The 14,764-nt window shown below is 34.6% G+C and carries 16 protein-coding genes; 2 read left to right on the forward strand and 14 right to left on the reverse strand.

Going from position 1 to position 14,764, the window contains the following annotated elements:
* Nucleotides 1–12: 12 nt before the first annotated feature.
* The 3 genes from G634_RS19680 to G634_RS0115705 form a co-directional block, all read right to left on the reverse strand.
* Entirely contained in the window at nt 13–750 is a 738-nt protein-coding gene (locus G634_RS19680) for a sce7726 family protein (RefSeq protein ID WP_051234147.1), read from the reverse strand.
* Entirely contained in the window at nt 750–1,247 is a 498-nt protein-coding gene (locus G634_RS0115700) for a GNAT family N-acetyltransferase (protein ID WP_035800421.1), read from the reverse strand. Before G634_RS0115700 ends, G634_RS19680 begins: the two co-directional genes overlap by 1 nt.
* 388 nt (nt 1,248–1,635) lie before the next feature.
* Complete coding sequence (locus G634_RS0115705; protein WP_026506055.1) at nt 1,636–2,199, reverse strand: DJ-1 family glyoxalase III; 564 nt, start codon at nt 2,197–2,199, stop codon at nt 1,636–1,638.
* Between the two features lie 140 nt (nt 2,200–2,339).
* Between G634_RS0115705 and G634_RS0115710 the strand changes: the two genes are divergently transcribed.
* The gene (locus G634_RS0115710; protein WP_081676677.1) at nt 2,340–3,407 is read left to right on the forward strand and encodes an HD-GYP domain-containing protein; all 1,068 of its coding nucleotides are present in this window, start codon (nt 2,340–2,342) and stop codon (nt 3,405–3,407) included.
* Between the two features lie 79 nt (nt 3,408–3,486).
* Here the strand turns inward: G634_RS0115710 and G634_RS0115715 are convergent, their stop codons facing one another.
* From G634_RS0115715 to G634_RS0115725, 3 genes are read right to left on the reverse strand one after another with little or no spacing between them, the layout of a single operon-like run.
* Nucleotides 3,487–4,314 carry a hypothetical protein gene (locus G634_RS0115715; protein ID WP_026506057.1) on the reverse strand — a complete coding sequence of 276 codons (828 nt, stop codon included), beginning with the start codon at nt 4,312–4,314 and terminating at the stop codon, nt 3,487–3,489.
* A gap of 13 nt (nt 4,315–4,327) precedes the next feature.
* Nucleotides 4,328–4,999 (reverse strand): DUF4230 domain-containing protein, encoded by a 672-nt coding sequence (locus G634_RS0115720; protein ID WP_026506058.1) that lies wholly within the window; start codon nt 4,997–4,999, stop codon nt 4,328–4,330.
* Nucleotides 5,000–5,052: 53 nt separating this feature from the next.
* The gene (locus tag G634_RS0115725) at nt 5,053–5,376 is read right to left on the reverse strand and encodes a metal-sensing transcriptional repressor (protein WP_026506059.1); all 324 of its coding nucleotides are present in this window, start codon (nt 5,374–5,376) and stop codon (nt 5,053–5,055) included.
* 201 nt (nt 5,377–5,577) lie between these two features.
* Between G634_RS0115725 and G634_RS20595 the strand changes: the two genes are divergently transcribed.
* The gene (locus G634_RS20595) at nt 5,578–6,795 is read left to right on the forward strand and encodes a GGDEF domain-containing protein (protein ID WP_026506060.1); all 1,218 of its coding nucleotides are present in this window, start codon (nt 5,578–5,580) and stop codon (nt 6,793–6,795) included.
* Between the two features lie 14 nt (nt 6,796–6,809).
* On the opposite strand, the gene G634_RS0115735 is transcribed toward G634_RS20595, so the two are convergent.
* The 8 genes from G634_RS0115735 to G634_RS0115770 form a co-directional block, all read right to left on the reverse strand.
* Nucleotides 6,810–7,556 (reverse strand): amino acid ABC transporter ATP-binding protein, encoded by a 747-nt coding sequence (locus tag G634_RS0115735; RefSeq protein WP_305803623.1) that lies wholly within the window; start codon nt 7,554–7,556, stop codon nt 6,810–6,812.
* 2 nt (nt 7,557–7,558) lie between these two features.
* The gene (locus tag G634_RS0115740) at nt 7,559–8,236 is read right to left on the reverse strand and encodes an amino acid ABC transporter permease (RefSeq protein ID WP_026506062.1); all 678 of its coding nucleotides are present in this window, start codon (nt 8,234–8,236) and stop codon (nt 7,559–7,561) included.
* 13 nt (nt 8,237–8,249) lie between these two features.
* Complete coding sequence (locus tag G634_RS0115745; protein WP_026506063.1) at nt 8,250–8,903, reverse strand: amino acid ABC transporter permease; 654 nt, start codon at nt 8,901–8,903, stop codon at nt 8,250–8,252.
* Between the two features lie 84 nt (nt 8,904–8,987).
* Nucleotides 8,988–9,893, reverse strand: coding sequence for a transporter substrate-binding domain-containing protein (locus G634_RS0115750; protein ID WP_035800425.1), 906 nt, complete (start codon nt 9,891–9,893; stop codon nt 8,988–8,990).
* 37 nt (nt 9,894–9,930) lie between these two features.
* Nucleotides 9,931–10,551: a GDSL-type esterase/lipase family protein gene (locus G634_RS0115755; protein ID WP_026506065.1), complete on the reverse strand. Its 621-nt coding sequence runs from the start codon at nt 10,549–10,551 to the stop codon at nt 9,931–9,933.
* 447 nt (nt 10,552–10,998) lie between these two features.
* A complete protein-coding gene (locus G634_RS0115760; RefSeq protein WP_026506066.1) occupies nt 10,999–11,469 on the reverse strand; it encodes a flavin reductase in 471 nt (156 codons plus the stop codon).
* A gap of 76 nt (nt 11,470–11,545) precedes the next feature.
* Complete coding sequence (locus G634_RS0115765; RefSeq protein ID WP_026506067.1) at nt 11,546–12,637, reverse strand: PTS transporter subunit IIC; 1,092 nt, start codon at nt 12,635–12,637, stop codon at nt 11,546–11,548.
* A gap of 343 nt (nt 12,638–12,980) precedes the next feature.
* Nucleotides 12,981–14,714: an MATE family efflux transporter gene (locus G634_RS0115770; protein ID WP_026506068.1), complete on the reverse strand. Its 1,734-nt coding sequence runs from the start codon at nt 14,712–14,714 to the stop codon at nt 12,981–12,983.
* Nucleotides 14,715–14,764 lie beyond the last annotated feature (50 nt).

Genomic DNA, 14,764 nt, shown 5'->3' on the forward strand with positions numbered 1-14,764 from the left:
AGAACTTTTTTGTTATTTTTTGGCTCTTCTCCTAATTGATTTTATATTCGTATTTCTTTTTCTTCCTCTTCTTCTTGGATTCTTACTTTTTCTATATTCTTTAATTTCTTTAAGTATCTTCTCTTCGTTTCTGTTAAGAAGAATACTGCAGATTTCGGGCGAGAGTTTTTCTATATCTATTCTAGTTTGTGGAACTTTTATACTATCATCAGTTTGTTTTAACTGCTCTAATCTCTTAATTTCAGTTTTAGGAAGAGGAAGTTTGGTCCATTCTATGATCTTTTTTATAAGAAAAGGCTTACTAGACGATGAATACTTTGGCATATTGTGATTTTGCAAAACAACATTAAATTCAGGACGCCATAATAGCTCTAACTTCCTTTCAATAAGTGCTTTATCATTCTTTGCCGGCTTTCTAAGAAAATAGAAATCAACTCCTTCTTCAATTTCATCTATCGTTATGATTCCCCAGTGTTTTGGTACATGTTCTTCAATATGAAATGCATGAGAACTTCCGACAGCCACAATATTATAATCAAAAATGGTATCATAATCTTCTGTCTGACTTGAAAGACGAGCATATGTATCAGCATCAGATTTTATCTCTACACCGATAAGAGCATTGCTTGTTATTACTAATAAATCTGCTCTGGAATTACCAATCATCTTCTCTTCTATGATTTTTATCTTTCCATATTCGTGCTGCAAAAAAAGCCCCAAAGGCTTTCTAATATCCTTATCAAGTAGCATCAATCTTCTCCCTGCCTGTCTATAATAGTCTCCATGCATATCTTCTGAGGTCTTAATCCCATTTTCTCATAGAACTTTTTTGCAGAAGGATTGCATGACCAAACATTTAATGTGATATTATAAAATTTCATTTCTTTTGCAAATTGATGAATATGCTCATATAGAATTTTCCCGACATTTTGTCCTCTGCATGTTTCATCCACGCAAATATCATCTATGTAAAGAGTTCTCACATCAGTCAAAACGTTATCATTAACAACCTGCTTTTCAATACAAAATCCATGGGCACAAACGTAGTCATCCTCATTCACGCATACGAAAACAAACATCTTATCATCTTTTAAAATATTACTTAACTCAGCTTCGTTATATTTAGTAGCCGGTCCCTTGAACAAATCCGGTCTCCCATTATGATGAACCATATCAACTTGGACAAGTAAATCCAATATACGCGGAATATCTTTTTCATTTGCTCTTCTAACTGTATACGTACTCATACTTTTCTCCTCCACTTTTTGACGCTTGTCAGCATACAAATCACCATGTGATTTACGCGATTTATTATTATCTATGACTTCTTGCTGAGATTTAGGATAATCATCAGCAAGAATCCTGCTTCGCAGGACAAAATTTGTCTTAACGACGAATTTTGGTCTGGTACGGTTATTGATTTTCCTGATGAAAACAATAACCTATGACTTCTTGTCACTTACATTCAGAAACTCGCATTTACTGCGAGTTTCGTGAGAACAAAAGTCAAGTGGCAAACTGGTTCAAGGCGAAGCCTTTTCAAATGACCAGTTTGCGTGGTTTTTAGAACGTAGTGACAAAAATCTATGCTCAAAAAAACGCCCCGCAGCATCTGCCGTGGGGCTTGAAATTTTATTATAAAACAATACTTTCCTTAAGATGCTCTGCTTCTTTTAACCCAAAATACATTTCAACAATTGCAAGTCCAAAGTAAAGCGCTGTTCCAACACCTCTGCTGGTTATGATATTGTCACTTACAACAACCTTGTCCTCAACATATAATGCACCATTATCTGTAAGAGTATTTTTGCATGAAGGATAACAAGTTGCTTTCTTATTTTTCAAAAGCCCAAGCTCTGCCAAAATAGTTGGAGCCGCACAAATAGCTGCTACTTTTTTTCCTTCTGCAATATACTTTTTTATATTATCACACAAAACAGAACATGCTTTTAAATTCGGTGTTCCCGGAACTCCGCCAGGAAGAATAATCATATCTATATCATCAAAATTCAACTGACTGATTGTAGTATCGCAAAGAATTGTTACTTTATGCGATGAAGTTATAGACAAGCTGTCTGAGACTGAAACCTTAATGCATTCAATGCCGGCACGATATAAGATATCATAAGTGCTGAGGGCTTCAACTTCTTCACATCCATCTGCCATAAAAATAGCTGTTTTAACACTTGAATTATTCATTTTCCCTCCAGATTTTTTATAAAGAAATCACAGTTAGCGTATATCATCTAATATATTAACATATTTAGACCGATAAATTAACTGACCAAAAAGCTTTTAAAGATGATGTTAACCATAAATTACTGTTAATAGAGAGGTGAATGATGCTTAGATTACGAATTGCTGAACTCACACCAGGTATGAAGCTTGCTGAAAATGTGTATTCTTTTGATCACAACCAGCTTATAATGTCAAAAGGAACTGTACTTGACGATGCTTCAATTACAAAACTTGCTTTTTATTCTATAATATACGTATTAATTGATGATTCAAAAGTTATAAGTGTTGATAGCGAATCTTACGCTGCAAGAATGCGTCAAACACCAACTTTCAAAAAATTTAAAACAGACTTTGAAGATTTTACAGGTGATTTTAAAAAAAATATCAAAGAAACAATCTCCAGTGGAAAACCAATTGAAACAAAGCCTTTGATTGACCCTATATACGCAATGATTAGCGGTGGATCAAATCTTCAGGAAGTTTTCGGAATGATTCACTCTCTTCGAAGCTACGATGATGCAACTTATGTACACTGCATAAATGTTGCGATGATTTGTAATATTCTAGGCCAATGGCTAAAAATGAGCCCTGACGAAATAATCATTCTTACAGAAGCAGGAATACTTCATGACATTGGTAAAATGGAAATTCCTGAAGATATTCTCAATAAGCCAAATAAACTCACAGATGAAGAATATCAGTTAATCCAGACTCATCCCCAAAGAGGTTATGAGATTTTAAAAAATCAGCAAATTAATGAACATGTTAAACTAGCCTGCCTTCAACACCATGAAAGATGCGATGGAACAGGTTATCCTAGTAATCTTCGAGGAGAACAAATAGATAAATTTGCTCGTATCGTGGCAATAGCTGACGTTTATGATGCGATGACCAGCGCCAGAGTATATCGCGAAGCTTTGTGCCCGTTTGTTGCAATACAAATGTTCGAAGATGAAGGTCTGCAGAAATACGACGTAGAGGCCATAATGACCTTCTTAAAGAATATAGTTGAAACCTACCGTCAGAATAGAGTAAGACTCAATAATGGTGAAGAAGGCGAAATCATCTATATTGATCCGCTACACTTAGCAAGACCTACTATTCAATGTGGCGATACTTATCACGATCTGTCAAAAGAAAAAACATTGTATATTGAAGCTATTTTGTAATTACTAAAAGCGGCAAACTAAACAAAAAGTCATTTATTTGTTTAGTTTGCCGCTTGATTATAATCTCACGAACTTAAATTTACTCTTCTATCTCCTCATCCCTTGCATTTTCATCTATATCAATTTCATCCGTATAGTTTTTTCTCTTATCAGCTTTAGCCCTATTAAATTTTTCCGGAAGCTTAATCGTAATATTAGATGAAAATGAAACTTTTACCATCCATACAAGGAAAGCAAATACAAGTATAGGAATAATACAGGATGTAACAATCATTACAGCAAGTGATTCTAACATTCCACTAAGAAAGCCTGTAAATTTATCCACCATCTTATTGGTAATAGAAGACGACTCATTACCAAATTCAGAATCCAAACTTTCATCGTTTTCAATATCATCGTACTGATTTATTGTATTCTCAACTTTTTCTCTCTGAGTTTCATAGACAATATCCGAAAGTCTTACACTTGCAGGTACTATCATATAAACAACAATCCCAATGAGTGCTATTTTACTTGCAATCACACGATATCTTTTTTTATTAAATAAAAGCGCAACACTCATAAGAACGCAAACAATTGGTATAAAAAATGTAAATACTACATATCCTGACATTGTAATTAAAAATTTTTCCAAATACAAAGCACTAAGGATTGCCAAAAAGTAAGTTGCAAGCTGCGCCAACTGCTGTGCAATAGGCGTACATGCATCTCCAGGCAAAAGAGAAAGAATAGCTGAAGCACCAGCAGCGCCACCTGAAAGCTTCATAACTGTTTCAACTTTCTTCTGAGTCTGCTCAATTGAATGCTGATGGTTATCCGCAGAAGCCGCAAAAGGTGCAATTTTCGTAAAAGAAATCACTGCAATAAGAAGTAATATTGCTATAATAGCTGTCTTTTTTAATCTCAAAACCAAACTCCTTTTATCGTTTTATTCCAAATTCTACTTTATAGTCAGAAGCATTAGGAAAATTTTGAACAAAATTCTTTATAAGTAATTTTGCCTGCTCATCCGACTTTACCAAAATTCCATTAGCTAATGCCTTACTTTTTGCAGCATTCTCAAATTCAGCAAGAGATGCATTGTAGTCATCAAGCTTAAGAGGATTCCACAAAGATTCACTCTCTGAATATATTTTGAAAGTATTCTTATCTATGTTTATAGATTTAATCTCTGAATTTGGAATACTGATAAACAAAGTCTTATTTGTATCATTTTTAGTAATAGATATTTTAGAAAAATCTACACCAGCACTTACAGTACCATCATAACTGTAGATAAATTCTGACGATGTTGTAATAAACTTTAGAAATGTTTTTTCTTTGGAATATCTTTCGATATTTGTAAAATAGTACTCCTGAGTAATCAGAAATCCCATATTTTCAAGACCATCCTGAAGCGTCTTGGTATTAATTGTAATTAAAACTCTCTCTTTAGTATCTTTTTTAACTACAGTTGATACCGATTCATTAGAAAAATCTTTTCCTTGCGAATTCTTGTTAAAAAAATCAACGCAAAGCATAGCACTCAATATAACTGCGAGCAAAATAATCGAAATCAAGAAGTAAGTATTTAGTTTCTGTCTGTCCTTCATGTTATGTCCTCTCAAGTAAACTCTTTTCTTCAAAAAACGTAGAAAGATTTAAATCATTTCATGAGTTTTCGTAAAGTTTTCAACAATTCATCCACAATTTCATCATCACCGTTTTTTATACCATCAACAATACATCCTCTTATATGGCATCCAAGAAGTTCCTGATTAAAACCATCAATTGCAGAACCAACGGATATAGACTGTTGAAGGATATCATTACAATAAGCATCAGACTCCACAAGCTTTTGGAGACCTCTGACCTGTCCTTCTATTCGCTTTAATCTATTTATCAAAGCTGTCTTTTGCTCATCAGAACGAATAGTTTTCTTTTTACAGCAGCACTCATTTACTACATCTGTTTGTTGCTTTTTCTCCATGCATTTTTCCTCTTTAACTCTTATAATATTTACTTTAATTTATCTTTGAATAGAAACAACTATATACACCCGGATACTATTTGTCAATAAAATAATTAACGTTAAAAGGTATCAGTATAGCACTATTAGTTGTATAATAAAATTAGTATGTTTATGGATTCAATTATTTACATACTTAAACAACACGAGGAGAAAACAGTCATGATGAAAGTAATGCCCATTGAGGCACAGATAAAGCCATTTATTTTTTTAATACTTCTAATAAGCCTTCTTTCGTTAAATATTATTTATTCTAAAGCAAATGAGAATATTGGTAATAAGCGTGAAATCCGCTGCTTCAAAGGTATGTTGATTTCATTTATGATATATTGTCTTGTTGATTTGCGCTTGCTTATAGGAGAAAGATTTTACTCGATATTTCCAAAATTATTCGTACTTTTTGTAGTATCAATTGGTTTTGCCGCAATGTCCTGTGCATGCTTTTTCTGGTTTTTATATGTTTATTCGGATTTGCATATCGCGCAGAAAAGTTCTCTAAAAAACAAAATAAATATATGGGGAATAATAATCCACATACCTGTACTTATTGATCTATTTATACTGTTCACACCCATGTATGTATTCGTTTATGAGATAAAAGATGGTGTTGCATACTTCAAACCACTAATAAATCTTATACTTATTATTGATTATATCTACCTTATTGCTGCAACAGGCATTTCTATATTTAACAAAAAAAGAGCTAAAACCAAATCTGAAAAGAAAAAATATAATAGCCAGATACTGTTTATTCTATTCTTTACAGTTAGCGGTTTCCTTATTGGCTTTCTAATGAACCTGCCTGCAATTGAACTATGTGTGATACCTGTAGTATTAAAAATATTCGTAGAACTGCAAGATTCGCAAATATACACAGACGCTCTTACAAAGCTTTATAACCGAAGACGCATGACTGAATTTATCAATGATGGAATCTCAACTTGCAGCAAAGAAGATCCGCTCACAATAATCATGATTGACATGGATTATTTCAAGAGTATCAATGACATATTAGGGCATGATGAAGGAGATAAAGCTCTTATTTATTTTTCTAAATCACTTGGTCACATGCTTTTAAACAAAAGCGCTGTAGCTGCCAGATGGGGCGGCGACGAATTTGTAGTCTGTGGAAAAGAAAAAGAACTAAGCGAAAAGTTCAGACAATGGCTTCAGGAAGAACTTGAAACCAATAATGAACTAAGTTACGTTCCACAATTTAGTTCTGGTTTCTATAAGTGTACATCTCCTAATAAAACTTCTGAACAGGTTCTAGTATATGCTGATGCAGCTCTTTACAAAGACAAAGAAGAGCGTCATAAAATACCAAATAACTTCGTTTCAAAACTTATTGCTATAAAAAACGGAACTGTTTCCTTATGAAACAGTTCCATTTTTTAATTGGTCTCAACATAATTAAAGTTATTAAGAAATCTCTTTAATCTCTCAGATTTTGGATTATCAAAGAATTCCTTCGGATTCCCTTCCTCCACAATTTTTCCCTCATCGATAAAAATCATCCTATCAGCAACTGCTCTTGCAAACTGCATTTCATGAGTAACTATCAGCATTGTCCTCCCTTCTTTTGCTAAAGACAATACCACATCTAAAACCTCCTTCACCATCTCCGGATCAAGTGCTGCAGTAATCTCATCTAATAATAAAATCTCCGGTTCCATCATTAATGCCCGGACAATTGCAACCCTCTGCTTTTGACCGCCAGATAGCTGTCTTGGATAACTATCTTTCTTTGAAAGAAGACCAACTTTGTTTAGAAGTTCTAATGCCTTCTTAGTTACTTCCTTCTTATCTATCTTTTTCACCTTAACAGGAGCTAAAATCACATTCTGCAAAACAGTCATATGAGGAAACAGTTCATAACTCTGAAAAACCATTCCAATCTTTTCTCTGATTTTTCGAAGGTTATGTGCATCAGAATTAATCACTTCTCCATCTAGAATAATCTCACCTTCCTGTATATCTTCCAATGCATTAAGGCATCTTAAAAAAGTGCTTTTTCCGCATCCGGACGGTCCAACAATAACGAGTACTTCGCCCTTTTGTACAGATAAATTTAAGTTTTCGAATATAATTGTATTTTCGTATTTCTTACTTATATTTTTTACTTTAAGAATTTCACTCATAACTAAACTTTCCATTTCTTTTCTAAAAATCTTGAAAGTAGACTAATCGGCCAACAAGCTGCAAAGTACAGCAAGAATATTACCAAAAAAACCCAAAACGCAGCATTTGGGGATGCCGTTCTATTAGCTTCTATTATCTGCTGACCCACTTTTAAGACTTCTACAATTCCAATCATCATTACAAGACTTGTAGTCTTAATCATTCTGGTAATAAGATTAATTGATAAAGGTATAAGCATTCTTACCACCTGTGGCATAATAATATATCTGTATGTCATAAATGAACTAAGAGAAAGCGCTGCGCTGCTTTCATACTGTATCGTCGGAATGCTCTTTAACGCTCCTCTTACAAGATCCGACATCTCAGCAGCACCCCAAAATGAGAAAACAATAATAGAAGCAGTTTCTGCTGATAAATTTATTCCTATTACTTTTGTTGAACCAAAATACACAATAAACAGAAGAACCATCTGTGGCATAATACGCACAATTTCCAAGTAGATTTTGGAAAAAAATAATACAACACGGTTATGCATAGCCATTAAAATTCCCAGAATAATACCAAGTACCAAACTAATAGCAACTGATATCAAACTTATATTAAGTGCAGTGGAAAGCCCCTCCAAAAGCCTTAGCATATTACTACCTTTTAATAAAACTTCAAAACCCATTACTTTCACACTCCATTTTGTTTTAGCCGTTAATAGAAACCACTTTTTTCTCAATAACACTTCCTAGAAAAGATACCGGAAGAAGCATTATTACATAGAAAATCACCAGTAAGAACAAAGCTTCTGTAGTATTGTAATAAAGTCCTATAAGGTCCTTTGCTCTAAACATCAAATCCATAAGACTAATTGCAGAAAAAACACTGGTTTCTTTCAATAAAAAAATGACATTTGCCACAATCCCCGGTACACTTTTAGAAAAAGCCTGAGGAAGTATTACATATATAAACATTTGAGTCTTACTAAAACCAAGTGCAAGTGAACTTTCAGTCTGAGATATAGATACTCCCTCAAGGCCGCTTCTAAAAACTTCTGCCATGTAACTTCCACCAAGAAGTCCTAATCCAACAGCCCCGCAAGTGCCTGCTGATATCACGATACCTATCTTAGGTAGTCCAAAATATATGAAAAACAACTGCACCAGTAAAGGCGTGTTTCTAAACAGCTCTATGTAAACTGCGACAATTTGTGAAAGAACAGGGATTTTGAAATGCATTATAAATGCTGATAATATACCTATTACAAGCGAAAAAGCTATACCAATCCAACCAATTTTTACGGTAAGTAAAAAAGCATCAACATAAGTTGGAATATACGAAATTACAACATTAAAATCCATCTTCAAAAACCCTTAATCCTTTATTTCAAAACTATTGTTTTGAAATTATTTTATAATCTAAAAAACACTTATCTTTAAACTTACTTATTTGTTATCGCCCTGTTCAACAACAAGTGTATCCTCATAATCAGCACCATACGTATCAATAAGAGTCTTTTCATAATCAGCATGGAAGAACTTCTCTTTTCCAAGTGTAACAAGCTCGTCATTTAACCACTTAAGAAGTGATTCATTTCCCTTAGATACAGCTGGAGCAATCGTGTCCTGACTTCCAAGTGACGGAATACCTACTTCATAACCTTCATTTTCTTTAGCAAAGGCAATAACTTCTGTATTATCATTTGCCCACGCAATGCCAGTTCCATTTTCAAAAGAAGTCTTGGCTGCAGCATAAGTGTCAAACTTTTGAAGCTTTATATCCGGGTAGTTTTTCTCTAAAAAGGTCTCCGCAGTTGTACCAGAAATAACAATAACCTGCTCATCAGAAGAGACTTTTTCAATATCTTTTATAACTTTATCCTTGTGTGAAACCACTCCAAGAGCAACATTCATATATGGAAGCGCAAAGTCAACCTTTTGAGCCCTTTCATCTGTCACAGTAAAGTTGGCAAGAACAATATCCACTTTGCCACTTTCAAGATACTCAACTCTATTTGCTGCTTCTGTAGAAACATAGTTTATCTCCACACCGAGATCTTTTCCGATTCTGTTAGCCAAATATACATCATATCCCTGATAATCACCATTTTCATCAACATATCCGAATGGATTTTTGTCAGAAAAAACTCCAATATTAATTGTTCCGCTCTTCTTGATTTCATCTAGTGTCCTGTATACCTTTCCGTTTGCCTTAAGTTTTTGCGCACCATTTTCTCCATTTGCAGCATCACTTTTTCCGCAAGCACCAAGCATAGACGCTCCAAGTACTAGCGCAAGTGCTCCTGTAATAATTTTTTTTGCCTTTATATTTTTAATAAGATTCTTTTTCATAATTTAAATATTCTCCTTCATCAACTTTTTAGTCCTTTTATAACAAGAACGGACTTATTTTTTCAATTATTGCCTTAGAAAGATTCCTGTGTCCCTCCTCATCCAAATGCTCCTCATCAATATGACTTGCCTTGGCATAATCAGAAGCTGCCAAAAAACTATACCCATTTTCTAAAGCAAACTCTTTATAGTATTTCTTAAGCTTGGTACTAACCTTTACTGAATCTTTGTCAAATTCCGGATCTTTATCCTCTCTCCATACATCCTCACCAAGATAAATTGGAGATACAATCAAGATTTTGTCTGGCGGCAGGTATTTTACAATTTCACTTACACACAGTTTTAAACCACTGATTATCGTATATGCATTATTGTGAAATAAAGCCTTACAATCATTAGTTCCAAGCATAACAATTGCATAGTCAATAGGAGTAATTGTTTCAAGTACCATCGGAAGAACATCAATTGCCTTTCTCAAAGGTCTAAGTTCATCTTCAAATACTGTAGTTCTTCCACAAAGTCCTTCCTCAATTACTCTTACGCCTTCTAAATTTTCCTGAATAATGCTAGTCCAGCGAATCCCCCATGGAAATCTATCTTTTGTACCAGGAATAAGCCCCCAAGTATTCGAATCACCAAATGCTAAAACATTTTTCATATCCCACCTTCTTTCTGTCAGTTTGCATAATAAAACATGCTGACAGCTACTCGATTTTACTTTGAAACATTTTGCAGTTAATAAATAATCAAGTTGTATAAAACAAAAAATGAGAGAACATTGTTCTCTCAGATACATAGACTTTGGCAAAAAATTTCAAAAACTATATCATCAGCAACACGCCAACTTATCCGCCTCTCTATGTACCTGACAGTTATTCATTAAACAACAGCACATGCAACATGATGATTTAATAGACATTGTGTTTAACATAATCTTCTCCTCCTCTTTCACCTATCATTTTTTTAAATAGAATAGGGACTCATTTATTGAAAATAATAATACTTACTTTTACATACTATGTCAATAGGTTTATGGAAAAAAATCTATTTTTGCAAAAATAATATATCTCTAACAATTTGCTTTACCATCGTAAATCCCCAAAAATCAAATAATCTCTACCACTTCACCTATATACATGTCATGGTCTGGTTGATTCTCATAATACTGAGTTCTTATATCTTCCGGCATATTCTTAACATCTAAAGTCTGTTTAAAAAGCTTTTTACATACAAGCGTAACTTCTGCTTCTTCAAAAGTCATGGAATGCTCCAGCTGTTTTGGCACAAGACCTGAATCTTTCATCTTATCCATATCTCTGCCTGACTTAGAGCCCAAAACAGCCAACGTTTTCTTATATTCATCAGAAAAGAAACTAATAGTAAAATAATCACTATTATCGATAAACTCATGTGTATATCTTGTTGTTCTGACATAAACATTTGCAACTGGTTTGCCCCAAAGTGTTCCAAGACCTCCCCAGCTAATAGTCATGGTGTTAAATTTTTCTTTATTGCCAGCTGTAAGTAGTGCCCATTTCTTATCATATTGTTCGAAAATATCTGTTTGAAAATTCATATTATGCTCCCTTCTTCAAAAACATATTTAATACAATTTCATTCAATAATTTTATTAATCACCTGCAAAGATTTCCTTACGCAAGTTTCATATCTCCATCCTCGACCCATCCAAGTCTCTTTACAAAAGCATTAATCAAAAGTGATAAAACAGCTGGAAGTATAATAGCTATCATCACAAGTCCAACCCAGTCAAAGCTTGTTACTGATGCCTTAACTCCTGCGTGAACATCATTTACCCAGCCAGTGTACACGCCAATAGGACCGACCATTCCACATGTACCCATTCCTGATGATACAGGTGCACCATTCATCTGTAATTTGAACAGACATGTTGCAAGAGGCCCAGTTATAGCAGAGCAAAGTGTTGGAGCTATCCATATTCTAGGATTTTTAACAATATTTCCCATCTGGAGCATAGAAGTTCCAATACCCTGAGATACTAAACCGCCCCACTTATTTTCTTTAAAAGAAATAACTGCAAACCCTATCATCTGTGCACAACAGCCAGCTACAGCAGCGCCTCCGGCAAGACCTGTAAGACCAAAAGCTGCACATATAGCCGCTGACGAAATTGGAAGAGTTAAAGCTATACCTACAAGAACAGAAACAATGATTCCCATGAAAAATGGATGAAGCTCGGTTGCCTTCATTATTACATCTCCAAGTAGCATCGCACCCTTTCCAAGTGGCGGGGCAATAAGCCAGGAGAAAAATACTCCAACTCCGATTGTAACAAGTGGAGTTACCAGAATATCAACCTTAGTCTCTTTTGAAACAGCCTTACCAATCTCTGCAGCCAGAATTGTTACAAACAACACAGCCAAAGGGCCACCTGCACCTCCAAGTGCATTTGCCGCAAAACCAACTGTAATCATAGAAAAAAGAACAAGCGGCGGACATTTTAGCGCATAGCCAATAGCTGTAGCCATGGCAGGACCACTCATAGCTGATGCAAGACCTCCAACGGTATATTCCTTCCCTGCTATTGTAGCTACAGTACTAAGAAGAAAACTAATCCCAAACTGTTTTCCTATAGTATCTATAATAGTACCTATGAGAAGTGAACAAAAAAGTCCCTGTGCCATAGCACCAAGTGCATCAATTCCATAACGCTTCAAAGAAATCTCAATATTTTTTCTCTTTAAAAAATCCTTAAACCTACTCATATCCCTCTCTCCATCTAACGTTACTATTTACTTGAAATTATATCCTGTAACGAATCTAATTGAAATTTAATGAAAAATTCACCCAACATTTCTTATATTATCATAGGTTCATGCTTTTGTCAGAAGCAAAAAGCAGGTCTTCACATTTTTTAATGAAAACCCGCTTTCTACTACCTCTTTATATATATCTTTTAAAAGCTTTAAAAAATCACAATCTATTGTACTTACAACACCTGTTGGTACTCAACATAATTTTCTTTACTTTTTCTTTACTTTTTCTTTCCTTTCTTCTGACTGCCCATATGGTCTGGTACGGTTATTGTTTTCCTGGTGAAAACAATAACTAAGGATTATTCCAGCTTACAAAAATCATATTTTGGCCAAAAGAATATCTATACTCTAAATTATCGCAATAATGAAATACAAGTTTTAGTCCTGTTTTCCTTTTCTTTTCAGAAAAAGATACAGGATCAAATGGTACTCCAGCATTTCTAAGAGAAGCTGTCACCTTATTTTCATGAATCATTACAGTTAAATCCATATAGGCATCATCTTTGCATCCAGAATAACTAACTATATTCATCATTAGTTCATCGAGGCAGTGAATAATACTACTTTGAAAATCTCCAGTATCATACTCATTCAAAAAGCCTATAAGATATTCTATAGCTTCAGCCTTATCATTCATATTACATTTAATAGAAATATCGAATTTCTTTGCTACAGGAGAAGTTCTTGGTATCAGTGATATTAATCTTAGCTGTCCCTTGGATTTCAGGAATATAACCGTTGTATCTGCAAAAAAAGTCAAAAGACTAAGAATAGTAGTCAACGGAAATGCGAGCCAGATTTTATCTGGAGAAAGAAAATGCTCTGTATTAGCAAAGGAGGCAACAATTGAGAGCAAAATAAGTAGTGTATTAACTGATGAAATTGTCTGATGTCCTAATACTGTATGAAGATATACCATAGACGAAATAATGCCAAGAGAAAACAGCAATATGCATATCATTGGAATTTTTTCTCCTGCAAGTGCTATTTTTTCAGCGGTATCAGCGCCAAACATTAGAGCAAGCTGTTTTCCAAACAAACCACCAATACAGAATATAGCTGGAGTTAAAATAGTCACAAAAAAGCCTCTCTTAAACAATACGCACATGCCATAATCATCTTCCTGACCCAAAAGCATACCACCAATTGCTGCATAAGACATTCCAACGCCATTTGAAATAATACTTCCTATCGATACAATCGTATACCCTATAGACATGACAAACATACCATCAGCGCCTTGATTTGCCATAATGTAATAGTTACATATAAACATAAGTGCCACTGAAGCAAGTTGTCCCAGAAAACCTGGCAAAGAATGCGCAAGTCCGCTTGCAAAATCTGCTGCCCACGTAGGACATAATGTCATCCGCATACCGCTTTTTTTATAAATATAATATAAATAAATTGCGTTTCCTGCCAGTGATCCAAATAAAGTTGCAAGGGCGGCGCCTTTTATATCCATCCCGAACACCTTTATGTTAAGAATATCAAAAAGAATATTTGTACCGGTTTTAACTATAGTGCCAACAGTTACTATTCTAGGATTTCCCATCACATCAACTAGCATAGATGTCCCGTTCTCAAAGATTAAGAGAATAGCACCCATCATTAAAACTGCTGCGTATTTTTCTGCCATGTCATATAGATTTTTGGCAACACACAGCTTTCCAACTATAGGCTGTGCAATACCTGTCATGGCAGCTATGCTGCTTAAGGCAATACCCACGATCAGCATGGAAATCATACTGACCGTGAATACCTCATTTGCCTTTTTCTTGTCCATGGCTCCTAAAAATTTTGCTATCTTCATAGCGGCGCCCTGTGACAATAGTATTCCAATTGCACTGATACAATTAACAATAGGCAAAACAACATTTATTGCTGAAAAGGCATCCGATCCTAATAAACGTCCCATCAAAATTCCGTCTATGATACTATTCAGATTCATCGCTGTCATAGTCATGATAGATGCACCCATATGAAATCTGAAACTCTTATCTATCAAATATGCCTTACGTTCCATTCTCTATACCCCTGGTTTGAAGCTCGTCAACCGTATCAATGTTTGCAGTT

Source organism: Butyrivibrio sp. NC3005 (assembly GCF_000424545.1).
Classification (GTDB): domain Bacteria; phylum Bacillota; class Clostridia; order Lachnospirales; family Lachnospiraceae; genus Butyrivibrio.